This is a genomic window from Wenjunlia tyrosinilytica, from assembly GCF_014646055.1.
GTDB classification, from domain to species: domain Bacteria; phylum Actinomycetota; class Actinomycetes; order Streptomycetales; family Streptomycetaceae; genus Wenjunlia; species Wenjunlia tyrosinilytica.
Map to the genome: position 1 here is coordinate 73,348 of NZ_BMMS01000003.1, position 24,592 is coordinate 97,939.

Here is a 24,592-nt window from a genome sequence, read left to right on the forward strand (position 1 = left end):
GCGGTCAGTCCCCGCGCGGCACGGCGATCTCGGCCCACACCTGCTTGCCGCCGCTGAGCGGCACCGTCCCCCAGGCGTCCGACATGGCCTCGACCAGCAGGATCCCCCGGCCGCCGGTCGCCTCCCAGCCGATGTTCCGGGGCTTGATCGGGGTGCGCGGGGAGGTGTCGCTGACCGCGATGCGCAACCGGTCGTGGATATAGGTCAGGTCAAGCTGCACCTGCCCCTCGGTGTGCACCAAGGCATTGGTGACGAGCTCGGAGACGACCAGCAGTCCGGCGTCGGACCCCTCCCTCAACCCCCACGACCGCATCGTGCGCGCGGTGAACCGGCGGGCGTGCGAGACCGCCTCGGGCAGACGCCACACCACCCACCTCGCGCGGACCGGCCGGACCGCCATGCCGTCGTAGCGCATGAGGAGCAGGGCCACGTCGTCGTCACGCCGGGTGGCGCTGCCGAGGACCGCGTCCGCCACCAGGCCGAGACGGGCGGGATCGGCGTCGGCGAGCGCCTGGCACAGCAGGTCGAGCCCGTCGTCGAGGGGCAGGGTCGCGGACTCCACGAGGCCGTCCGTGGAGAGCGCGAGGACGGTTCCGGGGGCCAGGCGCAGCGGGTTCATGGGGAACTCCGCGTCCTGGACGACCCCCAGCGGCGGCCCGCCCTCGGTCTCGGCCACGTGCGCCGTTCCGTCGGGGTGGCGCAGCACCGGGGGCAGATGCCCGGCCCGCACGCACCAGCCGGTGCCCTCCTCCAGGTTGAGCTCGACGTAGCAGCATGTCGCGAACAGGTCCGTCTCCATGCCGACGAGCAGGCGGTTGGCGTGGGAGACGACGACGTCGGGGGGATGCCCCTCCACCGCGTAGGCGCGGATCGCGGTGCGCATCTGGCCCATGAGGGTGGCGGCCTGGGCGTTGTGCCCCTGGACGTCGCCGATGACGAGGGCGGCCCGTCCGTCGGACAGCGGGATCACGTCGTACCAGTCGCCGCCGACCTCCAGGCCCACGGTCGCCGGAAGGTAGCGGGCCGCGGTGACGGCGCCCGCCAGCGCCGGAAGCCTTCGGGGCAGCAGACTGCGCTGGAGCATGCCGACGAGTTCGTGCTCGGCGTCGAAGGCGCGGGCCCGCACCAGGGCCTGTCCGACCAGTCCGGCGGTCGCGGTGAGCAGGGCGCGCTCGTCGCTGCCGAAGTCGTGCGGCTCGTCCCAGCCGACCAGGCAGGCGCCCACCACGCTTCCGGCGGCGGGCAGCGGCATGACCGCCAGGCCCCCGGGGCCGACACCGGCGACGGCGGCCTCGAGCGGGGCCCCGGCGGGCCAGAGGCAGACCCGCCCGGAGCGCAGCGCGGCCTCCAGGGTGGGCATGGCCCGCAGGGGTGCGTCCGGCCACTCGGAACGCCATTCGGTGCGCCACACCTCGGGCCAGGCATCGGCTTCGGGAGGGCTGAGGACGGTGACGACCAGGCGGTCGGACTCCAGTTCGGCGAGGGCGACCCGGTCCGCTCCCAGCGGGTGGCGCAGGGCGTCGACCACGGCCCGGCTGACGTCCTGGACGGTCACCGAGGTGGCGAGGGCGGCGGCAAGGCGCTGGACCCGGGCGACCTCGTCGACGCTGGGGCGCAGGTGGGAGGCGTCGGCCACGGTCCCCAGCAGCAGGCCGGGGCGGCCCTCGGAATCGAGGAGCATCCGGCAGCGCAGCCGCAGCCAGCTGAGCGCACCGCTGGGGCGGCGGATCCGGAACTCCAGCTCGCGGTCGCCGCCGACGGCCGCCCGGGCGGGTTCGACGAAGGAGAGCAGGGCGGGCAGGTCCTCCGGGACGGTCAGGGACAGCAGGGTCTCCACCCGCCCGTCGAAGTCCTGCGGAGGGAGGCCGAAGAGTTCGAGCACCCGCTCGTCGGCCTCGATCCGGCCCGTCTTGACGGTCAGGCTGAACGAGCCCGAGCGCAGCTCGCGGGGGTCGACGAGCGCGGCGCCGCCGGAGGGCCCGGCGCCATTGCCGGGCACCGGCCGGGCGGCGAGCTGGTCGGCGAAGAACTCCAGGCGGGACCGTTCCTCGGCGTCGAAGCCGCCCGGCTCGTCGGTCACGGCGAGCAGGCAGCCGAACCACCGGCCCTCCGCCCTCAGGGGAAGGACGGCCACCGAGGCGTCCGGCCGGCGCGGCCCGGCCGGCTGGGCGGGGGCGGTCCGGGGATCGGCGGCCCCGGGATCGGAGGCCTGGTGATCGGAGGTCCAGTGATGGGAGGCCCGGGGGTCCGAGGCCCGAAGGTCCGAGGCCCGGTGATCCGAGGTCCGGGGGTCCGAGGCCTGGGGGTCCGAGGCCTGGGGGTCCGAGGCCCGGGGGTCCGAGGCCCGGGGGTCCGAGGCCCGGGGGTCCGAGGCCCGGGGGTCCGAGGCCCGGTGATCGGGCGCCTGGTGATCGGAGGCCTCGCCACCGGCCGTGCCGGGGTGCGCGGCCTCACTGTGCGCCGCCTCACTGTGCGCCGCCTCACTGTGCGCCGCCTCACCGTGCGCGGCCTCACTGTGCGCCGCCTCACCGTGCGCCGCCTCGCCGTGCGCCGTCAGGCCATGGGCCGTCTCGGGGTGGGCGGCGAGCTCCCCGGCACTGAGCCAGACCGGTTCCCCGGAGCGGTAGGCGACGGCCACGGGCGACCCGCCGGTCGGCGGGTACCCCTCGCGCAGGCCGTAGAGGGAGCGGGGCACACCGACGCTCTCGACGAGACGAAGCTCGCCGCCGGTCTCGCCGCGCGAGTAGACGGCGGCCAAAGTAGCCTGCGTGAAGACGGGGACCTGTTCGAGTACGGCCCTCATCCGCTCGCGGGAGCCGACGTCCGCCTGTACCGCCCCGACGCTGGTCTCCGGGCGTAGCGACCTGGCTCCGCGTCTTTTCGCGCCGTCGCTGGCCACGTCGTCATTACACCGCCTTCCGGGGTCCCGTGCAGCCGATGTTCCACGACCGACGGGGAGGGGACCGGCTCCGACGGTTCAACCAGGCTCGGTAGTTTCGAACAGTTCGCCCTGGCCCGTCAATGGACACGCGGGATGGCGACCGGCCCGGTCACCGCAGCCGTGGCGCGGCCCGCGCGGTGGTGCGGTGAACCGCCCCTGGGGCGCTTGTGCGAACGCACCGGGGGCGGTGGCCCGGAATGAGCCCTTCGGCTCTGTTCTCCCCGAGCCCTTCGGCTCAGTTCTCGTCGAGCTCGACCGGGGCGATGCGGTCGTAGACGTCGCCGGGGCCGGGGTTGCTCGGGTCGGTGGCGCCGCCGAAGTGGTGCATGACGCCCCACACCGCGTTCAGCGCGGTCTGCACGGCTCCCTCGGCCCATCCGGCCGTCCAGGAGATGTCGTCGCCGGCGAGGAAGATGCCGCGCTTGTCCTCGGGCAGCCGGTCCTGCATGAAGTGCGTGAACAGGCGCCGCTGGTAGCGGTAGTGACCGGGCAGGTTGGCCTTGAACGCGCCCATGAAGTACGGCTCGGCCTCCCACGAGACGGTCACCGGGTTGCCGATGATGTGCCGCCGGATGTCGACGTCGGGGTAGATCTCCGCGAGCGACTTGAGCATGACCTCCATGCGCTCGTTGGCGCTCAGCGGCAGCCATTTGAGCGAGTCGTCGCACCAGGTGTAGGACAGGCAGATCACGGCGGACCTGTCGGGCCCGTTGTCCAGCAGGTAGGTGCCGCGGGTCATCCGGTCGGTGAGGGTCATGCTCATGACCTCACGGCCGGTCTCGGGGTCGATGTCCTTCCAGAACGGCCGGTCGACCGGGATGAACAGCTTCGAGGACTCCATGTAGTGCGTGCGCTCCATGGCCGTCCAGTGGTCCATGGGGAACAGCGACTCGTCGCACGCGATCTTCGACAGCAGCATCCAGGACTGCGCGGTGAAGATCGCCGCCGCGTAGGTGCGCACGTCGCCGGTGGCGTCGGTGACCGTGACGCGGTTGCCCGCGGTGCGGTGCAAACGGGTGACGGCCGGGCGCGGCTTCCCGCCGTGCAGGGACTTCAGCGTCGTGCCGCTGGGCCAGTGCACGCACTTGTCCGGCTCGCGCTCCCACAGGCGCACCGGCAGCTGCTGGCTGCCGCCCACGATCCCTCGGTGGTCGTCGTCCGCGCCGGTGTACACGACGCGAAGGATCTCCAGGATGGAGTTCGGGAAGTCGGTGTCCCAGCCGCCGGTGCCGAAGCCGACCTGGCCGAAGATCTCCCGGTGGCGGAAGGAGCGGAAGGCCTCGGAGGCGCACAGGAAGCCGTAGAAGGTCTGGTTGTCGAGCTGCTCGACCAGCTCGGCCCAGATCTTCCTGATGGTGTCGGTGTCCCGCTCGCGGATGGCGCGCTGCATCTCGCCGAAGCGGGCGCCGTTGTCCAGCGTGGCGTTCCACGCCTCGTTGACCTGGTGGTAGACCTCGGGCAGGTCCTCGGCGGTGCGGGCGTAGTGGGACTCGCCCTTGAGGTCGACCACCGTGCTGGAGGTGTCCGGGGCCAGCGGGTTCGGGAACGGCTCGGTCTCCAGGCCCGCCTTGTCGATGTAGTGGCCCAGCGCGGTGGAGCACGGCGGGAACCGCATCGCGCCCATCTCGGCGGTCAGGCCGGGGTCGCAGCCCTCGAAGCCCACGGTCCGCAGACGCCCGCCGATCCGGTCCGCCTCGTAGACGACGGGCTTGAGGCCCATCTTCATCAGCTCGTACGCGGCCACGATCCCGGACAGGCCGCCTCCGATGACGGCGACCTCCTTGCCGTGCTCGGTCGCCGGTATCGAGCCGAGCCCGGCGGGGTGGGCCAGGTAGTCGTCGTAGGCGTAGGGGAAGTCCGGGCCGAACATCGTCAGGGGCGGCTGCTGGGCAGCGGCCTGCTCGTCGTGGACGGCGGTGGGCACCGTGGACGTCATCGGGTGGACTCTCCTTGCGGGCGGAACGTGCGGGGGAAGGCGGGGGCGGGTGCCCGGGCCGGGGGTTTGCGGCCCCGGTAGGGCTGGGGGGTCTGCGGCCCCGGTGGGGCTGGGAGGTTTTGCGGCCCCGGTGCGGCCGGGGGCGCGGCGGGCGTCAGTAGAGCTCGGGGCGGCGGTCGGCCAGGTAGGTGTTGGCGGCTCGCGAGGCCTTGAGGAACTGCGGGTCCACGTCGGCGGCGATCAGCTCCTCGCCGCATCCGGCACGGGCCCGCTCGATCCCGTCGGGGCCGACCAGGCAGCTCAGGCCGGTGTACTCCAGGTCGCCCTCGGCGCCGCAGCGGTTGGCGTAGGCCAGGTAGAGCTGGTTCTCGAAGGCCCGGGCGGGAACGATGGTGCGCGGAACGATCTCGTACGGGCGCATCAGGCCGGTGGGCACCACGAGGAGCTCGGTCCCGTTGAGCGCGTGCTTGCGGACGTTCTCGGGGAACTCCACGTCGTAGCAGACCAGGACGCCGACGCGGACGCCGTCGATGTCGGCCTGGGCGAGCGCCGTCGCTCCGGGGGCGAAGTGCTTGTTGTCGTAGTCGCCGAACAGATGCGTCTTGCGGTAGCCGGTCAGGCGTGAGCCGTCGGCCGCGAGGACGTTCACCGCGTTGTAGACCGCGTCGCCGTCGCGCTCGGGGTATCCGTAGACGAGGGCGATTCCGTGCTCGGCCGCGATCTCGGCGGCCCGCCGGAAGGAGGGGCCGTCCGCGGGCTCGGCGAGGCGGTCGGTCTCCTCGCCGATGATGTAGCCGCTGAGGAACATCTCCGGGCAGACGAGCAGCCGGGCGCCCCGCGAGACCGCGTCACGGGCCGCCTCGTCCAGCAGCCCGAGATTGCGCTCCGGGGTTCCGGAGCCTTCCGGGCCCTGGTACAGCGCGATGCGCAGCGGCGTCATGGGGTCCTCTCGGGCGGGTCTGGTCAGGCTTTCCTACCGACTCCCCGACGGTACAAAGCACACGCGATGAGCGACAAGGCGCGGTTATTGCGCATAGGAGAGCGATTCATTGCGTGTTTTCGGCCACCGACGGCGGATCATTGCGCACGGGCGTCGGGGTCCGCGGTGAGGCGCTCATGAGCGCCCGGCCTGGGGCTTCGAGGCCGCCGGCCGGGGCCGCGGGTGTCCTAGCCCGGGGCGCCGGAGGAGAAGCGGCGCAGCAGCGGGGACAGGACGAGCACGGACTTGGTGCGCTCGACGAACGGCTCGCCGTTGATGCGCTCCAGCACCTGCTCGAAATGCCGTACGTCCGCGGCGAAGACCTGGAGGATGGCGTCCGCGTCGCCCGTCACGGTCGACGCGGACACCACCTCCGGGTAGCGCGCCATCACTCGCCGGATGTCGTCCGGAGAGGTGCTGCTGCGGCAGTACACCTCGATGAACGCCTCGGTGGACCAGCCGAGCGCGGCCGGGTCCACCCGCACGGTGAATCCCTTGATCGCGCCGGCCGCCAGGAGCCGGTCCACCCGGCGCTTGACGGCTGGCGCGGACAGGCCGACTTCGCTGCCGATGTCGGCGTAGGAGCGCCGGGCGTCCTGCGCCAGGGCATGGACGATGCGCTCGTCGAGGTCGTTCAGTCGCACGGGGTCTACTCGATCACTCGGTGGTCGGACACGGGTGGATCAGGGCGTGTTCACTGCTGGGTCGGCGCCGGGTCGGCCGACGCCAGTGTGGACCTGCGTCGGCTGTAGGTGAAGTAGATCACGAGGCCCACGGCCATCCAGCCCAGGAAGGCGACCCAGGTGACCGGTTCCAGACTGGCCGTCATCCACACGCACAGGCCGAACCCGATGAGCGGGGTGACCGGCGAGAACGGCACCCGGAAGCCCCGCTTCATGTCCGGGCGGGAGCGCCGCAGGACGATGACGGCGATGTTGACCAGGCCGAACGCGAACAGCGTGCCGATGCTGGTGGCGTCGGCGAGCTCGCCCAGCGGGACGAACGCGGCCAGCAGACCGCAGAACGCCGAGACGATGACCGTGTTGGCCCGCGGGCTGCCGGTGCGCGGGTCGACCTTGGAGAAGACCTTGGGCACCAGGCCGTCGCGGGACATGGTGAACAGGATCCGGGTCTGCCCGTACAGCACGGTCAGGACCACGCTGGCGATGGCGACCACGGCGCCGACGGCCAGCAGGACCGCCCAGATGTTCTGCCCGGTCACGTCCTGGAGGATCGCGGACAGGCCCGCCTCGGAGTCGGCGAAGTCCTTCCACGGGGAGGCGCCGACGGCGACGACGGCCACCAGGCAGTACAGGGCGGTGACGATGCCGAGCGAGAGCATGATCGCCCGGGGCATGTCGCGCTGCGGGTTCTTGGCCTCCTCACCGGCGGTGGAGGCGGCGTCGAAGCCGATGTAGGAGAAGAACAGGGTGGCTCCGGCGGCGCTGACACCGGCCATGCCCAACGGCATGAAGGGGGTGTAGTTGCCGGCCTTGATGCCGGTGAAGGCGACCGCGCAGAACAGCAGCAGGGCGGCGGTCTTGACCACCACCATGACCGTGTTGGCGCGGGCGCTCTCGCGGGCCCCGCCCAGCAGAAGCGCCATGGCGATCAGCACGACCAGCAGCGCCGGGAGGTTGAATACGCCGCCTCCGGAGCCCGGCGGGCCGGCCAGCGCCGCCGGGATGGTCGCTCCTATGGTGCCGTCCAGCAGCTCGTTGAGGTATTCCCCCCAGCCGACCGCGACCGCCGCGACCGAGACGCCGTACTCGAGCATCAGGCACCAGCCGCAGACCCAGGCGACGAGCTCGCCCATGGTGGCGTAGGCGTAGGAGTACGAGGAGCCGGAGACCGGGATGGAGCCGGCCAGCTCGGCGTAGGACAGCGCCGAGAACAGCGCGGTCAGCCCGGCGACGACGAACGAGATGACGACCGCGGGGCCGGCCTTGGGCACCGCCTCGCCCAGGACGACGAAGATGCCGGTGCCCAGCGTGGCTCCGATGCTGATCATCGTCAGCTGCCACATACCGAGTGTGCGCCGCAGCTGCCCGCCCTCGCCCTGCCCGCTCTCGGCGACCAGGCGCTCCACGGGCTTGCGGCGCGTCAGGGAGGCGAGCGGCCCGGTCGGCCGCGGTACGGGGTGGTGCTGAGGGGTGGTGTCGGGGGGTGCGGCTGCTGTGCCGTGATCCACCACGGAGCTCCTTCGGAGTCGGTACCTGCGGCTCGGTGGCGGCGAAGGGAGCCCGGCAGGACGCGGCCATGCCGAAGGCGCGAGAGCGCGCAGCGACGGGGGACCGCGAGCTCGGGTTCTCCGCCGCTCCACGTACGGCAGCCGACACTACGAGGTGGCGCGGGCCGTGCGTAATGCGCATTCGTTGCGCATTGTGCGCCGAATGTTGCGCGGCGCCGTGCGGGTGGGGCGAATCATTGCGCCCCACCCGCCCAGAACGCCGATCGCGGGTGAACGGCGGGCGGCGAGGGGGTCAGGACCAGCTCGCGTGCAGCGGCTTGCCCTCGGAGTACCCGGCCGCGCTCTGGATGCCGACGATGGCCTGGTCGTGGAACTCGGCGAGGTTGCCCGCGCCCGCGTACGTGCACGAGCTGCGCACTCCCGCGATGATCGAGTCGATCAGGTCCTCCACACCCGGGCGACTGGGGTCGAGGAACATGCGGGAGGTGGAGATGCCCTCCTCGAACAGCGCCTTTCGGGCGCGGTCGTAGGCGGACTGCTCGCTGGTGCGGTTGGCGACGGCGCGGGCGGAGGCCATGCCGTAACTCTCCTTGTACAGGCGTCCGTCGGCGGCCTGCTGGAGGTCTCCCGGGGACTCGTAGGTGCCCGCGAACCAGGAGCCGATCATCACATTGGAAGCCCCCGCGGCCAGCGCCATGGCGACGTCGCGGGGGTGGCGGACCCCGCCGTCCGCCCAGACGTGCTTGCCGAGGCGGCGCGCCTCGGCGGCGCACTCGAGCACGGCGGAGAACTGCGGGCGGCCCACGCCGGTCATCATGCGGGTGGTGCACATGGCACCGGGGCCCACACCGACCTTGACGATGTCGGCGCCGGCCTCCACGAGGTCGCGCACCCCCTCGGCGGCCACGACATTGCCCGCCACGACGGGCACCCGCGGATCCAGGCCGCGCACGGCGCGCAGGGCCTCGACCATGCGCTCCTGGTGGCCGTGGGCCGTGTCCACCACGAGGGTGTCGGCGCCCGCGTCGAGCATGGCCTTGGCCTTGCCCGCCACGTCGCCGTTGATGCCGACGGCCGCGGCGACGCGCAGTCGGCCCCCGGCGTCGACGGCCGGGGTGTACAGGGCCGCGCGCAGGGCGCCCTTGCGGGTGAGGATGCCGACGAGGTCGCCATCGGCGTCCACGGCGGGGGCGAGCTTGCGGTGCGCGTCATCCATCCGGGTGAAGGCCTCGCGCGGGTCCACCCCGGCGTCGAGCAGGAGCAGGTCGCGGGACATGACCTCGGACAGCTGGGTGAAGCGGTCCACTCCCGTCAGGTCCGACTCGGTGACCACACCCACCGGCCTGCGGTCCTCGACCACGACGACCGCGCCGTGCGCCCGCTTGTGGAGCAGGGACAGCGCCTCGGCGACGGTGGCGGAGGGGGCGAGGGTGATGGCGGTGTCGTGCACGAGGTGCCGCCGCTTGACCCAGCCGATGACCTCGGTGACCACGTCGATCGGGATGTCCTGCGGAATGACCACGAGGCCGCCCCGGCGGGCCACGGTCTCGGCCATCCGCCGGCCGGCGATGGCGGTCATATTGGCCACGACGAGGGGGATGGTGGTCCCGGTGCCGTCGGGCGAGGCGAGGTCGACGCCGTGGCGCGAGCCGACGGCGGACCGGCTGGGCACCATGAAGACATCGTCGTAGGTGAGGTCGTACGGGGGAATTGTCTCATTCAGGAAACGCACGTACTTCATTGTCACACGCGGACCCGCCCTTTCCCCCCTTGGACATAAGTCCAGTGGCGGGCGGATCCGCTTGCGTCTTCCTCCAAGAGCGGCTTCCGGAGCGGCTCGCCGATGGATCCGCGACAGCTCCGGGACAGCGCCCGGAACAGGCGGTTCACCGGCCGCTCCGCCGTGCCCGCGGCCGGTGCGCGCCCGGTCAGTGGGCGCAGCGGGAGGCCTCCGCCTGCGTCCTCAGGCGCCGAACGGCCTCGGCGGGGTCGTCGGCGCTGTATACGGCCGAGCCCGCAACGAATACGTCCGCGCCCGCCTCGGCGCAGCGCTCGATGGTGGAGGCGGAGACCCCGCCGTCCACCTGGAGCCACAGCTGGAGGCCGTGCTTGGCGATCAGCTGCCGGGTCCTGCGGATCTTGGGAAGCATGATGTCGAGGAAGGGCTGCCCGCCGAAGCCGGGCTCGACCGTCATCACGAGCAGCATGTCCAGTTCGGGGAGCAGGTCCTCGTAGGGCTCGATCGGGGTGGCGGGCTTGAGCGCCATCGAGGCGCGTGCCCCCAGGGCGCGGATCTCCCTGGCGAGGCGCACGGGAGCCCCCGCCGCCTCCACGTGGAAGGTGACCGAGCCCGCTCCCGCCTCGACGTACCGCGGTGCCCAGCGGTCCGGGTTCTCGATCATCAGATGGCAGTCCAGCGGGGTGTCGGTCGCCTTGCGCAGCGACTCCACCACCGGCACGCCGAGCGTGAGGTTGGGGACGAAGTGGTTGTCCATTACATCGACGTGGAGCCAGTCGGCTCCCTCGACCGCCCGCGCCTCGTCGGCGAGTCGGGCGAAGTCGGCGGACAGGATGCTGGGATTGATCTGCACGGCCATGGGACCAGTATCGCGGCGGCGTCCCGACGGATTCGAGGTGCCCCCGGCAGTTGATCACTCTAGGATTGCCGCCGGGGGATTTCTTGGTGCCGTCGTCGGGCGGGCCGGGCCGGTGGAGCCCGTGGGAGACCGGACCCCGAAGGAGCCAGGAGAAGGGTCTGCATGCACTCCGATCACGGTTCTGCGGCACGGGGGGAGCCCTCGCTCGCCCAGGCGGCCGAGGCGCTTGTCTTCGACGCCCTGACGGCCCTGGGCATGGGACTGGTGCGGTGGGAGGCCGGGAACGGCACGGTCGAACTCGACGCCGAGGCCGCGCGCCTGGTCACCCTGGCCCCGGAGCACACCGTGGTGCGCGCGAGCGTGGTGCGGGCGTGCTTCCACCCGGAGGACTTCGTCGAGCTCGGCACACGGGTCGTCCTCGCCCTGACCGAGAACTCCGTGGCGGAGGCACTGCTGCGGGTGGTGGCCGACGACGGCCGGGTCCTGCGGGTGGTCAGGGCCCGGATGCGGCCGCTGGGCGGTGAGCGCCCGGATGTCGTGGTCGGCACACTCCACGAGGAGCACCACCTCGACGGCGCCCCGGACGGGGTCCGGCCGCAGCTGACGCTGCCGCCGCTCGGCGAGACGGAGTGGCGGCGCTCGCGGGAGGCGTTCCTGCTGGACGCCGGCCGCGCCCTGGCGGAGGCCACGAGCACCAGCGCGGTCCTTCGCGTCGCGGCGAACCTGTCGATGCCCGGCTTCACCCCCGACGGTCTCGCGGTCTTCGGGGTGGAGGGCGACCGGCTCTCCGCCATCGGGTTCCACGGGTACGGCGCCGGCGAGGAGGACGCGTTCGACTCGATGCCGCTGAACACCGAGTACCCGGCGGCGCTCGTGGCGCGCACCGGTCGCGCCATCTACCTGCCCACGCAGGAGTCGTACAAGGAGCGGTTCCCCGGCACCTGGCCGCTGGTCAGACCGTTCGGGCGCAACTCCTGGGCGTTCTTGCCGCTGGTGGTGGGCGGGCGCACCATCGGTGCCTGGATGGCCTCGTTCGTGCAGCCGGTGACCTTCACACCGGACGAGCGGGCGGTGCTGACCACCATCGCCCGGATGCTCGCGCAGGCCCTCGACCGCGCCCGCGTCCACGAGTCCGAGCGCGCCCTGTCCGACGGCCTCCAGCGCACCATGCTCCCCAAGACCCTGCCCACCGTGGAGGGGATGACCGTCGCCGCGCGCTACGTGCCCACCGGCGGCGGCCTCCAGGTGGGCGGCGACTGGTACGACGTCATGTCACTGCCCAACGGCAGGACGGCGATCGCGATCGGCGACGTGCAGGGGCACGACGTGCGCGCCGCGGGCATCATGGCGCAGCTGCGGATCGCGCTGCGCGCCTACGCCTCGGAGGGGCACCGGCCCGACGCGGTGCTCGCCCGCGCCTCCCGCTTCCTCGCGGGCCTGGACACGGACCGGTTCGCGACCTGCCTGTATCTCGAACTGGACCCGGTCAACGGCGCTCTGGACATCGCCCGGGCGGGACATCTGGATCCGGCGATACGGCTGAGCGACGGCACCTGCGTGGTGCGGCCGGTGCCGGGAGGACTGCCGCTGGGCGTCGACCCCGACGACGACTACCCCGTCACCCGCCTGGTTCTCGACCGCGGCGAGGTGATGCTGCTGTGCACCGACGGGCTGATCGAGACCGGCGGCCACGACCTGGACTCGGGCAGGCACCGGCTGCACGGTGTCCTCGGCCCGGACAGCGCCGAGGACATGGAGTCGCTGGCGGACGACCTGATCGGCGCCGTCCACGGGCCGGCGTCGCACCACGCCACGGGCCCGCTGGCCGACCGGCGCCAGGACGACATCGCGCTGGTCCTGCTGCGCCGCGACCTCGCGTGCGCAAGGGTGGCGGGCGCCGCCCGCCGCACCGTGCTGACGATCTCCCAGGCCGAGACGAGCCGCATCGCGGCCGCCCGCGCGGACGTCCGGGCCACGCTCCACAACTGGGCCGTCCCCGAACTGGTCGACGTGGCCGAGCTGCTGGTCTCCGAACTCCTCACCAACGTCCTGGTGCACACCGACTGCGACGCGATGCTGACCGCCGAGCTGACCGGTCCGCAGGAGCGCCGCAGGCTCAGGGTCGAGGTCAGCGACCAGAGCCAGCAGCTCCCCCACCGGCGCAGCCCCGGAGAGCTGGCCTCCTCCGGCCGCGGGCTGCTTCTGATGGACGCCCTCGCCGACGCCTGGGGAGTGGAACCGCGCGGGTACGGCAAGAGCACATGGTTCGAGCTCAGCGAGGGTGTCTGACCCCTCCGGCCGCGTCACCGCCCCACCCGTTCACCTGATTGCCCCGCTTCGCAGCAGGGGCCGTTGTCGGTCCCCCGTGCCATGCTGTGGCCGACTCGGCGAAAGAGACGGGGGCACACTCATGAGTCCGCAACTCAACGGGGTCGGGAGGGTGGCCACGCTGGTCTGCGGCCGCCGCTCCAAGTGGATCGTGCTGGTCCTGTGGATCGTGCTGATCGTGGCGGCGGCGCCCGCGGCGGCCAAGCTCACGGACGCGCAGAACAACGAGGCGTCCTCCTGGCTGCCCGGGAGCGCCGAGTCGACCAAGGTGGTCGAGCTCACCAAGCAGTTCCGCCCGGACACCGTGCCCGCGGTCGTCCTCTACGCCCGTGACAGCGGCCTGACCGCCGCGGACAGGGCGAAGATCGCGGCGGACGTCGCCGAGCTGCACACCCTGCGCTCGCACGGCACCCAGGGCGCCAAGGTGCGCGGCCCGTTCTTCGACCGCGCGCGGAATCCGCGCGCGGCCACCGTCCTGGTCCCGGTCGTCATCGGCACCAACGGGTGGAACGACCTGGCCAAGGCCGTCGACGACATGCGCGCCATCACCGGCAAGGGCGGCCCCCCGGGGCTCCAGACGCACATCACCGGACCCGCCGGCACCGCCGCCGACCAGGCCGACGCCTTCGCGGGCATCGACGGCACCCTGCTGTACTCCGCGCTGACCGTCGTGATCATCATCCTGCTGTTCACCTACCGCAGCCCGACCCTCCTGCTGGTGCCCGTCCTCTCCGTCATCGGCGCGCTGCTGAGCGCGCAGGCGGTGATCTATCTGCTCGCCCGCCATGCCGACCTCGTCGTCAACGCGCAGAGCGCGGGCATCCTGACCGTGCTCGTCTTCGGCGCCGGGACGGACTACGCGCTGTTGCTCGTGGCCCGCTACCGCGAGGAGCTGCGCCGCCACGAGGACCGGCACGAGGCGATGGCGCTGGCCCTGCACCGGGCGGGGCCCGCCATCATCGCCAGCGCCGCCACGGTGGCCCTGAGCATGCTGGTCCTGCTCGTCGCCGACATGAACTCCACCAGTGGCCTCGGCCCCGTGGCCGCCGTCGGCATCACGGTCGGCCTGATCGCGATGATCACCCTGTTCCCCGCCCTGCTGGTCATCTGCGGCCGGTGGGTCTTCTGGCCGGTGATCCCGCACGTCGGCTCGCCCGAGCCCACCAAGACCGGGGTGTGGGCCCGCATCGGCCGCAGGATCGCCCGCCGCCCGCGCACGGTGTGGGTGACCACCGCGGTGATCCTGGCGGCCCTGGCCTGCGGCCTGACGACGCTCAAGGCGGACGGCCTCAGCAACGCCGACAGCTTCACCGGCACCCCCGACTCCATCGTGGGCCAGCGTGTGCTGGCCAAGTACTTCCCCGCCGGGTCCGGGGAGCCGCTGGTGGTGATCGCCAACGTCGGCAAGGCCCGGCAGGTCGGGGAGGCGGTGGCCCGCGATCCGGGAGTCGTCCCCGACTCGGTCGGCCCGGCGCCCGGCCAGCCCCCGGTGAAGAACGGCCGGGTCTATCTCGAGGCCACGATGAAGAACCCCTCCGACAGCTCCGCCGCCGAGCACACGGTGGAACGCGTGCGGGACGCCGTCCACCCGATCCCCGGCGCGGACGCCAAGGTGGGCGGAGACACCGCCGTGCGCCTGGACGCCGACCGGGCCGCGGCCCGCGACCGGAATCTGATCATCCCGCTGATCCTGGTGGTCGTGCTGATCATCCTGTCGGTCCTGCTACGGGCGCTGGTGGCCCCGCTGGTCCTCATCGGCACCGTCGTGCTGTCCTTCGCCGCGGCACTGGGCATCAGCGCCCTGGCCTTCCGCCACGTCTTCCACTTCGCCGGCGAGGACACCTCGTTCCCGCTGTTCGTCTTCGTCTTCCTCGTCGCGCTCGGCATCGACTACAGCATCTTCCTGATGACCCGGGTGCGCGAGGAGACGGCCACGGTCGGCACCCGCGAGGGCACCCTGATCGCGCTCGCCGCCACCGGAGGCGTCATCAGCTCCGCCGGCCTGGTCCTGGCGGGCACCTTCGCCGCCCTGGCGACCCTTCCGATCGTGGCCTTCACGGAGTTGGGCTTCGCGGTGGCGCTGGGCGTCCTGCTCGACACCTTCGTCGTGCGCTCGGTCCTGGTCTGCGCGATCTCGCTCGACGTCGGCCCGAGGATGTGGTGGCCCAGCCACCACGACCCGGAGTCGTCGGGGAAGGCCAAGGCCCCCGCCGACGCCCCCGGCGGGTGACCCGCCGGGGGTCCGCCTGCCCCGGCCTTCAGGCGGTTCTGCGCAGCAGGGCCAGGTACATCGCGTCGGTGCCGTGGATGTGCGGCCACAGCTGGATGTCCGGTCCCTCCCCGAGGTGCTCGACTCCCGGCAGCAGCGGGCGGGCGTCGATCCACTCGGCGCCGACGGCCGGGCCGCCCCGGCCGCGCAGGACGTCCTCGACGACCGCGCGGGTCTCGGCCAGGTGCGGCGAGCACGTCGCATAGCCCACGACGCCGCCGACCCGCACCGCTTTGAGCGCCGAGCGCAGCAGACCGCGCTGGAGCGGGGCGAAGTTCCGCACATCCTCGGGGCGGCGGCGCCACCGTGCCTCGGGACGGCGGCGCAGCGCGCCCAGCCCGGTGCACGGGACGTCCACGAGGACCCGGTCGAACGCGTCGGGCCGCCAGGCGGGCATGGTGCCGTCGGCGGTGATCACCTGGTAGGGGCCCGGGTTGCCCTCCAGGGCCTTGGCGACCAGCCGGGAGCGGTGCGGCTGCCGCTCCGAGGCGACCAGGGCGGCCCCGCGCCGAGCGGCCACGGCGGCGAGCAGGGCGGCTTTGCCGCCCGGTCCCGCGCAGCCGTCGAGCCAGCGCCTGTCCTCCCCTTCGAGGGGCGCCGAGGCCAGGGCGAGAGCCACGAGCTGGCTGCCCTCGTCCTGCACTCCCGCGCGGCCCTCGCGCACCGCCTCCAGGGACGAGGGGTCACCGCCCGCCGCGAGCCGCACCGCGTGGGGCGACCAGCGGCCGGGGCGCCCGGCGTCCTCGGGGAGCGCCCGCAGCAGTTCCGCGGCGTCGGAGCGCCCGGGGCGGGCGACCAGGGTCACCTCGGGACGCTCGTTGTCGGCCGCCAGCAGCTCCTCGATCCCCTTGCGGCCGCCGCCGAGCGCGTCCCACAGGGCGGAGACGACCCAGCGCGGGTGCGAGTGGACCACGGACAGGTGGTCCTCGGGGTCCTCGTCGTAGGGCGGGGCGACCTCGTCGAGCCAGGCGTCGAGGTCGCGGGCGGTGATCCGGCGCAGCACCGCGTTGACGAACTTGGCCCGGCCGTCGCCGAGCACCACCCTGGCCAGGTCCACGGTGGCGGAGACGGCGGCGTGGGAGGGGATACGGGTGCTCAGCAGCTGGTGCGCGCCGAGGGCGAGGACATCCAGCACGGGCGGGTCCACCTCGCGCAGGGGACGGTCCACGCAGGCGGCGATGATCGCGTCGTAGGTGCCCTGGTGGCGCAGGGTGCCGTAGACGAGCTCGGTGGCGAACGCGGCGTCGCGCCGGTCCAGTTCGCCGCGGGACTCGGCCTCGCGCAGCAGGGCGGGCAGGACGAGGTTGGCGTAGGCGTCGCGCTCGTCGACGGCGCGCAGCACCTCGAACGCGAGGATGCGCACCGGGTCCCGCTGGGGACGCCGGTAGGGACGGGAGCCCCCGCGCGGCCGGTCGGGGCGCTGGCGCTTGTCGTTCACTGGACTCATTTCTCCCTGGAATGCGCGCCGAGCCGCTCGCCGGACTCGATGCGGACCCCGCGTGCCCAGTCTGCCGCCCGCATGGCCTTCTTGCCCTGGGGCTGCACCTGCGTCAGCTCCACGGCATGGCTGCCGGTGCCGACGTGGACGGAGTTCTTGCCGACGGCGAGCTGGCCCGGGGCCAGGTCGGCGCGGGCCGCGTCCGGCTTGACCGGGGCCAGCTTCAGCCGCTCGCCGCGGAAGGTGGTCCAGGCGCCCGGCGCCGGGGTGCAGCCGCGCACGACCCGGTCCACCCGCAGCGCGGGTGCCCGCCAGTCCACATGGGCGTCCTCGACGGTGATCTTGGGGGCGAGGGTGATGCCTTCGCCGGGCTGCGGCACCGCTTGCAGCGAGCCGTCCTCGACCCCGTCCATGGTGGCCGTCAGCAGCCGGGCGCCGGAGTGGGCGAGGCGGGTGAGCAGGTCGCCGCTGGTGTCGGTCGGCCGCACGTCCTCGGTCACCACCCCGTAGACCGGTCCGGAGTCGAGGCCGCGTTCGATGAGGAACGTGGTGGCGCCGGTGACCTCGTCGCCCGACAGCACGGCGTGCTGCACGGGGGCCGCGCCCCGCCAGGCCGGGAGCAGGGAGAAGTGCAGGTTGATCCAGCCGTGGGCGGGGATGTCGAGGGCGGCCTGCGGCAGCAGGGCGCCGTAGGCGACGACGGGGCAGGCGTCGGGGGCGATCTCCCGCAGCCGCTCCAGGAACTCCGGCTCGCGCGGACGCTCCGGCTTGAGGACCTCGATCCCCGCTTCCTGCGCGCGGTGCGCGACCGGGCTCGCCACCAGCCTGCGGCCTCGCCCCGCGGGTGCGTCGGGCCGGGTGACGACGGCGACGACCTCGTGCCGGTCGGATGCCAGCAGGGCGTCGAGCGCGGGGACGGCGACCTCGGGGGTGCCGGCGAAGACGAGCCTCATCGTTGGTGTGGTGCCTCTCGGTTGGCGTTGGCGGGGTGCTGTCCGGCGCTCGCCCGGGGTCGCCCGGCGGTCAGATGGCGCGGCCGAAGGTGCTGTGCGGGGAGACCTTCACCCGGGGCACGGCCTCGCCCGCCCACTCGGCCTCGCGTATCGCCTTCATCGCCGCCTTGCGCTGCTCGGCGTCGAGGCGGTCGATGAAGACGATCCCGTCCAGGTGGTCGGTCTCGTGCTGGATGCAGCGGGCGAGCAGTTCGGTGCCCTCCAGGACCACCGGGTCGCCGTGCATGTTGAAGCCCCTGGCGACGGTGCCGTGGGCGCGTTTGCAGTCGTACCGCAGCCCGGGCAGGGACAGGCAGCCCTCGGGACCGTCCTGCTCCTCCTCGGTCAGTGTCAGGTCGGGGTTGATCAGATGCCCGGTCTCGCCCGCCACGTGGTAGGTGAACACCCGCAGCGAGATACCGAGCTGCGGGGCGGCCAGTCCGGCGCCGGGGGCGTCGAGCATCGTGTCGGTGAGGTCCTTGACGAGGGTGCGCAGCTCCTTGTCGAACGTGGTCACCTCGCGTGCCCTCATACGCAGGACCGGGTCGCCGAACAGCCGGATCGGCTTCACTGACACGTGCGTGCCTCCAGGGGCCGGGGAGTGGTTCGCGGGCAGCGCTCCAGTCTACGAGTGCGGCGGCCGACGCAGGCTCACCCCCCGTGCAGCGTGACCGAAAGGGCAGGTGGCGCGTTGGTCAAAGGAGATTGACCGCAGCGGGCCGTTGTGCGGCCCCACCTTCAACGCAACGCCGGTTCGAGAGGCATTCCATGGCCGACCACGCCACCCACGACGCCCAAGCCCGGGCCAGCCTGCATCTGCTGGTGCGGGACATCGAGCGGGTCCGCCGGCAGGTGGACGCCCTGCGCACCCTCACCGCTCAGCTCGGCAATGTCTACCGCCCGCGCCGCACCGGTCCATCGGCCGGCTTCGTGGTCTACGGGCGTGCGCCCGCCCCCACCGTGCGGCTCGCGCAGGAACTGCGGGACAGCGTCGAGACGCTGGTGACCGCGGCGGTGGACTTCGACCGCTCCCTCGGCTTCTCCTGGGACGCCGTGGGGTCCGCGCTCGGGGTCACCAAGCAGGCGGTCCACCGCCGCTACGGCGCCCGCAGGTCCACCCCCGCCCCCGGGATCCAGGAGGGTGAGCCGACCGCGGCGACGCTCCCCGAGCAGGCACCGCGCACCGTGCCGACGGCCCGCACCGCCCCCGGCCATCCCGCCCGGCTGGCCCACGAGGAGCCGCGCCACAACGTCTTCCCCGGCCCCCGCACCGGCTGACCCGGCCTCCCCCGATCCACCCGGCCGCTTCGTCCACGAGCGGCCGGGTCCAGCAGAAGCGCATGCGAGCGGCCCGGCGTCCCGCGTGCGTTCCGAGCGGGACTCAGCCGATGTCCGGCGGGTCGATGCGGACCCGGACCGGGTCGGGCTCCTTGCGCGCGATGCGCACCGCTTGGGCCGACTTCAGGGCCGCGGCGAGCGCGGCCCCCTGGCCCGGGCGCACCCTCAGGAGCACGCGCTCCAGCGGCTCGTCGCCCCACTGGGCCGTCGGTGGAGCGGGCACGGGGCCGAGGATGTCGGTGTCGTCGGGCAGGGGCGTCGTCGCGAGCAGATCGGCGACCGCCGCCGGTTTCCCGGTGACCGCGGCCATCCGGGACACGGGCGGGAAGCCGAGCTGCGCGCGCTCCGCCAGCTCACGCACCGCGTGGCCCGCCGGATCCCACCGGACCAGCGCCTGGACCGGACGCAGCGAGGGCTCGGCGACCACGACGACCGTGCCGCCCTCGCTCTGCGGGCGCACCAGGGCGGCGGCGCCCAGCCAGCGCCGCAGCGCCTCCTCCCCCGCTCGCAGATCCGGCCGGTTGAGCAGGGCCCAGCCGTCGAGCAGGAGCGCCGCGGCATAGCCGCCCTCCGCCACGGGCTCGGCCCCCGGCGTCGAGATCACCAGCGAGGGCCGACCGGGCACCGAGGCGATGACGCCGTCGCGCCCCGAGGTGCGCACGGGCACCTTGGGGAAGGCACGGCCCAGCTCGTCGGCCGTGCGCCGGGCACCGACGACCTGGGCGCGCAGCCGGGTGGAGCCGCACGCCAGGCAGTGCCAGGCCGTCTCCGGCCGCCCGCACCACGCGCAGTGCAGCACACCGTCCTCGTCCCGTATCTCCAGCGGACCCGCGCAGACCTGGCAGTGCGCGGGCTCCCGGCAGCGCTCACAGGCCAGCCGGGGGACATAGCCACGGCGGGGCACCTGGACCAGCACCGGCCCCCGCTCGAGCGCGTCACGCGTGATCTGCCAGGCGAGGCTGGGCAGCCGGGCGGCACGGGCGGCGGCGTCCCTGGCCTGGTCGTTGTCCCCCACCGTGCGCACCAGCGGCGCGGCGGCGCGCAGGGCCTCCCTGGGCGCCGCCAAGGGCAGTGCCCACCGGGTGTCGACGAGCTGGGCGCCCTCGGCGGTGCAGGTGAGCCCGCCGAGGAGGAAGCCGGTCCGCTCGTTGGCCGCCCGGAGCACCAGGACGTCACGGGCGTGCGGCTGCGGGGCGTGCTGCTCGGAATGGCTGGAGTCGCCGTCGTCCCACAGCGCGACCAGTCCCGGATCCCGCACGGGGGCGAACATCGCGGCGCGGGTCCCGACGACGGCCCGCACCGCGCCGCGGCTGAGCGCCAGCCATCTGCGGTACCGCTCCCGCGGGCCGGACTCCGCGGTGAGCACGACATGGTGCCCCTCGCCCACCAGCGAGCTGAGGGCCGCGTCCACACGCGCCGCGGCGCGGCCGTCCGGGACCACGACGAGCGCGCCCCGGCCCGAGGCCAGCGTGGCCACGACCGCGCGGGCGAGCTCCTGCGGCCAGTGCGGCCCCGGCAGCGCCGTCCACACCGCGCGGGGGGTGTCACCGCGCCGCAGGGCCTGGAGGAACGCGGACCCCGCCGGGTAGCGGGACCAGGTCCCCGGCTCGGGCGGGTCCGGTGCCGGCCGGGGCTCGGGGGACGGTTCGGCCTCGGCACGGCCGTGCCGGGGCGGGACGGCGAGCTGGAGGACATCGGCGAGGGTGCCCGCGTACCGGTCGGCGACGGAGCGTGCGAGGGCTAGCAGATCGGGGCTGAGCACGGGCTCGGGCGAGAGCACGGAGGCGAGGGGCGCGAGAGGGCCCCGGTAGTCGCTGGACTCGCGCCGCTCGACGATGTACCCGTCGACGAGCCGGCCGCCGGTGCGCCTGCCCTTGTCCGCCTTGGCGACGTGGCCGCCGAACCGGACCCGGACCCGGGCTCCGGGGACCGCGTCGGCGTCCATCGAGGACGGCACCGAGTAGTCGTAGAGCCGGTCGAGGTGTGAGAGCGCCTTGTCGACGGCCACGCGGGCCACGGGCAGCCGCTCGGCGGTCGGCACGGCCTTGCGCGCCCGCGGCTTCGCCTTGCGGACGGCTTCCCGGATCAACGCGAGCTGCTCGGGTCCCTCCTGGCCCTGCCCCTCGCCGCCGTTCTCGCTGCTCACGCACAAGTCCTACCAGATGGGCAGGACAGATGAACCGTCGGCGAGGTCTCCCGAGACCAGTCCGGCGGCGGCGTCACGCGGTATCGAACCGCACGCGGCGAGCGCGCCTCATCCAACGCCTCACCCGACGAAGTAGCCGCTGCCCTCGCACCGGGAGGACTCCGGGCCGGAGACCGCGCCCCGCCCCCGCCACACCATTGCGCGAAACCCCGCGCGTTGTCCCCGAGCACGACGGCGGCCCCCGACCGGCGAGGTCGGGGGCCGCCGCGGACGTGCGGGGTGTCAGACGCCCGTGACCTCGCGCAGGGCGTCCACGCGGTCGGTGCGCTCCCAGGTGAAGTCGGGCAGCTCCCGGCCGAAGTGCCCGTAGGCAGCGGTCCGGGCGTAGATGGGCCGCAGCAGGTCGAGGTCGCGGATGATCGCGGCCGGACGCAGGTCGAACACCGCCGCGATGGCCTGCTCGATCTTCTCGACCTCGATCTTCGCCGTGCCGAAGGTCTCCACGAACAGACCCACCGGCTCGGCCTTGCCGATCGCGTACGCCACCTGCACCTCGCAGCGCGAGGCGAGGCCCGCGGCCACCACGTTCTTGGCGACCCAGCGCATGGCGTACGCGGCGGAGCGGTCCACCTTGGACGGGTCCTTGCCCGAGAAGGCGCCACCGCCGTGGCGGGCCATACCGCCGTACGTGTCGATGATGATCTTACGGCCGGTCAGGCCCGCGTCACCCATGGGGCCACCGATCTCGAACCGGCCCGTGGGGTTGACGAGCAGCCGGTACCCCTCGGTCTCCAGCTTGATCCCGTCCTCCAGGAGCGCCTTCAGCTCCGGCTCCACCACGAACTCGCGGATATCGGGCGCCAGCAGCGAGTCGAGGTCGATGTCCGAGGCGTGCTGGGAGGAGACGACGACGGTGTCCAGGCGGACGGCCTTGTCACCGTTGTACTCGATGGTGACCTGGGTCTTGCCGTCCGGGCGCAGGTAGGGGATGGTCCCGTTCTTGCGCACCTCGGAGAGCCGCTTGGACAGCCGGTGGGCCAGCGTGATCGGGAGCGGCATGAGCTCGGGCGTCTCGTCGCAGGCGTAGCCGAACATCAGGCCCTGGTCGCCCGCGCCCTGCTTGTCCAGCTCGTCCTCGTCGCCCTCGACGCGGGACTCGTACGCCGTGTCGACACCCTGCGCGATGTCCGGGGACTGCGCACCGATGGAGACCGACACACCGCAGGAAGCGCCGTCGAACCCCTTCTTGGAGGAGTCGTACCCGATCTCCAGGACCTTGTTGCGCACCAGGGTCGCGATGTCCGCGTAGCCCGAGGTGGTCACCTCACCGGCCACATGGACCTGGCCGGTCGTGATGAGCGTCTCTACGGCGACCCGGGAAGTGGGGTCGTCCTTGAGGAGCGCGTCGAGAATGGTGTCGCTGATCTGGTCAGCGATCTTGTCGGGGTGCCCCTCGGTCACGGACTCCGAGGTGAACAGGCGGCGAGACACATCGCTCCCTGGGGTTGCAGCGGCTGCTGGCTTGTACCCCTCCGACCCGACGGCGGGAAGGAGGGCGGGACTAGGCACCGTACAGGGCTGCGCCTGCGCGATGCCGTGACCAGTTTATCGGGCAGCTCACTCGAGCGGGCGTCGTGTCTCGCGGACTGGATCAGATGTGTCGCGGCACATACCCCGATGCAGCAGCGCTCGACCCCCAGGTCGGCGGGGTCGCGACACGCGGACGCTACCGGGTGAGGCGCTCGCGCACCAGGTCCCAGACGACGTCGGCGAGGGCTTCCTTGGGGCCGAGGGGAACGGGGGTCTCGGTGCCGTCCGCGCCGAGGACGACAGCCTCGTTCTCGCCCGTGCCGAACGCCTTGCCGTCCCCCACCTCATTGACGACCAGCAGGTCGCAGCCCTTGCGGTCGAGCTTGGCGCGGCCGTTGGCCAGGACGTCGTCGGTCTCGGCGGCGAAGCCCACCACGAGCTGCCCGGCACGCAGGCGCCGACCCGAGATCTCGGCGAGGACGTCGGGGTTGCGGACCAGCTCGACGGGGGCGGGCTCGACACCGTCCTTCTTCTTGATCTTGCCCGGGGTGTACACCGCCGGGCGGAAGTCGGCCACGGCGGCGGCCATGACCACGGCGTCGGCGTCGACCGCGGCCTTCAGGACCGCCTCGCGCAGCTGGACCGCCGTGCCGACACGGACGACGTCGGCGCCGACCGGGTCGGGCAGCTCCGCATTGGCCGACACCAAGGTCACCGCGGCGCCGCGGGCGACGGCCGTGCGGGCCAGGGCGTACCCCTGCTTGCCCGACGAGCGGTTGCCGAGGTAGCGGACGGGGTCCAGGGGCTCCCGGGTCCCGCCGGCGCTGACCACCACATGGCGGCCCGCCAGATCTGCGGTGACGCCCTCGGCGCCCCGGGCGAGCACCCGGCGGCAGGTCTCGAAGATCTCGGCGGGGTCGGGGAAGCGGCCCTTGCCGGTGTCGGCGCCGGTCAGCCGCCCGACGGCGGGCTCGATGACGACCGCGCCCCGGCGGCGCAGTGCCGCCGCGTTCTCCTGGGTGGCCGGGTGCTCCCACATCTCGGTGTGCATGGCGGGGGCGAAGACGACCGGACAGCGCGCGGTCAGCAGCGTATTGGTCAGCAGGTCGTCGGCGAGTCCGTGGGCGGCCTTGGCCAGCATGTCGGCGGTTGCGGGGGCGACCACGACGAGGTCGGCGCCCTGGCCGATCCGCACGTGCGGGACCTCGTGGACGTCCTCCCAGACCTCGGTGGACGCGGGGTTGCCCGACAGCGCCGCCCAGGTCGCCTCGCCCACGAAGTGCAGCGCGGACGCCGTGGGCACCACGCGGACGTCGTGCCCCGACTCGGTGAGGCGGCGCAGCAGCTCGCACGCCTTGTAGGCGGCGATGCCTCCGCTCACACCGAGGACCACCTTCGGCTTGCCCATCGACCCTCCCGGTCGGGTGAGCGCACACCTTGGGCCCGGCGGCCGCGGCCGCCGGGCCCAAGGTGTGCTGCAGACGTCGTGTGCCTACGGGGCCGTGCCGACTACTGGGCCGTCTCGATGGCCTCGGCGGTCAGCATGCCCGCGTTGATCTCGCGCAGGGCGATGGAGAGCGGCTTCTCGTGGACGTGGGTGTCCACCAGCGGGCCGACGTACTCGAGCAGGCCCTCGCCGAGCTGCGAGTAGTAGGCGTTGATCTGCCGCGCGCGCTTGGCCGCGTAGATCACGAGGCTGTACTTCGAGTCCGTGGCCTCGAGCAGCTCGTCGATCGGCGGGTTGATGATGCCCTCGGGCGCGGTAATGGAAGAGGACACGATCTGCCTTTCGCTGCTTTCAAACAAGGGGAAGAAGATCGGACACCCGGCCCGGACATCCAGCGAACCCTCGGTGTCGAACCTTCAGTATCCGAATCTTCAGGCATCCGGACCTTCAGGCGCCCGAC

At 73.0% G+C, this 24,592-nt stretch carries 17 protein-coding genes; 3 read left to right on the plus strand and 14 right to left on the minus strand.

Annotated elements, in window-relative coordinates; all coding sequences use genetic code 11:
- Positions 1-4: 4 nt before the first annotated feature.
- The 7 genes from IEY86_RS04185 to rpe form a co-directional block, all read right to left on the minus strand.
- Positions 5-2,899, minus strand: a complete 2,895-nt coding sequence (locus IEY86_RS04185; protein ID WP_229698147.1) for a SpoIIE family protein phosphatase — start codon at positions 2,897-2,899, stop codon at positions 5-7.
- A 277-nt stretch (positions 2,900-3,176) separates the two neighbouring features.
- A complete protein-coding gene (locus tag IEY86_RS04190) occupies positions 3,177-4,877 on the minus strand; it encodes a flavin monoamine oxidase family protein (protein WP_189130132.1) in 1,701 nt (566 codons plus the stop codon).
- A 154-nt stretch (positions 4,878-5,031) separates the two neighbouring features.
- Entirely contained in the window at positions 5,032-5,817 is a 786-nt protein-coding gene (locus IEY86_RS04195) for a carbon-nitrogen hydrolase family protein (protein ID WP_189130133.1), read from the minus strand.
- A gap of 227 nt (positions 5,818-6,044) precedes the next feature.
- The gene (locus IEY86_RS04200) at positions 6,045-6,500 is read right to left on the minus strand and encodes an Lrp/AsnC family transcriptional regulator (RefSeq protein ID WP_189130134.1); all 456 of its coding nucleotides are present in this window, start codon (positions 6,498-6,500) and stop codon (positions 6,045-6,047) included.
- 50 nt (positions 6,501-6,550) lie between these two features.
- Entirely contained in the window at positions 6,551-8,050 is a 1,500-nt protein-coding gene (locus IEY86_RS04205; protein ID WP_189130135.1) for an amino acid permease, read from the minus strand.
- 289 nt (positions 8,051-8,339) lie between these two features.
- Positions 8,340-9,788 (minus strand): GuaB1 family IMP dehydrogenase-related protein, encoded by a 1,449-nt coding sequence (locus IEY86_RS04210; protein WP_189130136.1) that lies wholly within the window; start codon positions 9,786-9,788, stop codon positions 8,340-8,342.
- A gap of 187 nt (positions 9,789-9,975) precedes the next feature.
- Positions 9,976-10,644: a ribulose-phosphate 3-epimerase gene (gene rpe / locus IEY86_RS04215; RefSeq protein WP_189130137.1), complete on the minus strand. Its 669-nt coding sequence runs from the start codon at positions 10,642-10,644 to the stop codon at positions 9,976-9,978.
- A 255-nt stretch (positions 10,645-10,899) separates the two neighbouring features.
- Here rpe and IEY86_RS04220 point away from each other — a divergent pair, with 255 nt between their 5' ends.
- Positions 10,900-12,933 (plus strand): ATP-binding SpoIIE family protein phosphatase, encoded by a 2,034-nt coding sequence (locus IEY86_RS04220; RefSeq protein WP_229698165.1) that lies wholly within the window; start codon positions 10,900-10,902, stop codon positions 12,931-12,933.
- A gap of 121 nt (positions 12,934-13,054) precedes the next feature.
- Positions 13,055-15,202, plus strand: coding sequence for an MMPL family transporter (locus IEY86_RS04225; protein WP_189130139.1), 2,148 nt, complete (start codon positions 13,055-13,057; stop codon positions 15,200-15,202).
- A gap of 28 nt (positions 15,203-15,230) precedes the next feature.
- Here the strand turns inward: IEY86_RS04225 and IEY86_RS04230 are convergent, their stop codons facing one another.
- The 3 genes from IEY86_RS04230 to def all read right to left on the minus strand — a co-directional run bounded on the left by IEY86_RS04230 (position 15,231) and on the right by def (position 18,248).
- Positions 15,231-16,679 (minus strand): RsmB/NOP family class I SAM-dependent RNA methyltransferase, encoded by a 1,449-nt coding sequence (locus IEY86_RS04230; RefSeq protein ID WP_373286950.1) that lies wholly within the window; start codon positions 16,677-16,679, stop codon positions 15,231-15,233.
- 5 nt (positions 16,680-16,684) lie between these two features.
- Positions 16,685-17,632 (minus strand): methionyl-tRNA formyltransferase, encoded by a 948-nt coding sequence (gene fmt / locus IEY86_RS04235; protein WP_189130141.1) that lies wholly within the window; start codon positions 17,630-17,632, stop codon positions 16,685-16,687.
- Positions 17,633-17,702: 70 nt separating this feature from the next.
- Positions 17,703-18,248, minus strand: coding sequence for a peptide deformylase (def, locus tag IEY86_RS04240; RefSeq protein WP_189130142.1), 546 nt, complete (start codon positions 18,246-18,248; stop codon positions 17,703-17,705).
- Between the two features lie 191 nt (positions 18,249-18,439).
- On the opposite strand from def, the gene IEY86_RS04245 reads away from it, so the two are divergent.
- Complete coding sequence (locus tag IEY86_RS04245; protein ID WP_189130143.1) at positions 18,440-18,949, plus strand: hypothetical protein; 510 nt, start codon at positions 18,440-18,442, stop codon at positions 18,947-18,949.
- A 103-nt stretch (positions 18,950-19,052) separates the two neighbouring features.
- Here the strand turns inward: IEY86_RS04245 and IEY86_RS04250 are convergent, their stop codons facing one another.
- The 4 genes from IEY86_RS04250 to rpoZ form a co-directional block, all read right to left on the minus strand.
- On the minus strand, positions 19,053-21,155 hold the full coding sequence (locus IEY86_RS04250) for a primosomal protein N' (RefSeq protein WP_189130144.1): 2,103 nt from the start codon (positions 21,153-21,155) through the stop codon (positions 19,053-19,055).
- A gap of 282 nt (positions 21,156-21,437) precedes the next feature.
- Positions 21,438-22,646 carry a methionine adenosyltransferase gene (gene metK, locus IEY86_RS04255; RefSeq protein ID WP_189130145.1) on the minus strand — a complete coding sequence of 403 codons (1,209 nt, stop codon included), beginning with the start codon at positions 22,644-22,646 and terminating at the stop codon, positions 21,438-21,440.
- 235 nt (positions 22,647-22,881) lie between these two features.
- Positions 22,882-24,093, minus strand: a complete 1,212-nt coding sequence (coaBC, locus tag IEY86_RS04260; protein ID WP_189130146.1) for a bifunctional phosphopantothenoylcysteine decarboxylase/phosphopantothenate--cysteine ligase CoaBC — start codon at positions 24,091-24,093, stop codon at positions 22,882-22,884.
- Positions 24,094-24,194: 101 nt separating this feature from the next.
- Positions 24,195-24,464, minus strand: coding sequence for a DNA-directed RNA polymerase subunit omega (gene rpoZ, locus IEY86_RS04265; protein ID WP_189130147.1), 270 nt, complete (start codon positions 24,462-24,464; stop codon positions 24,195-24,197).
- Positions 24,465-24,592: the final 128 nt, after the last annotated feature.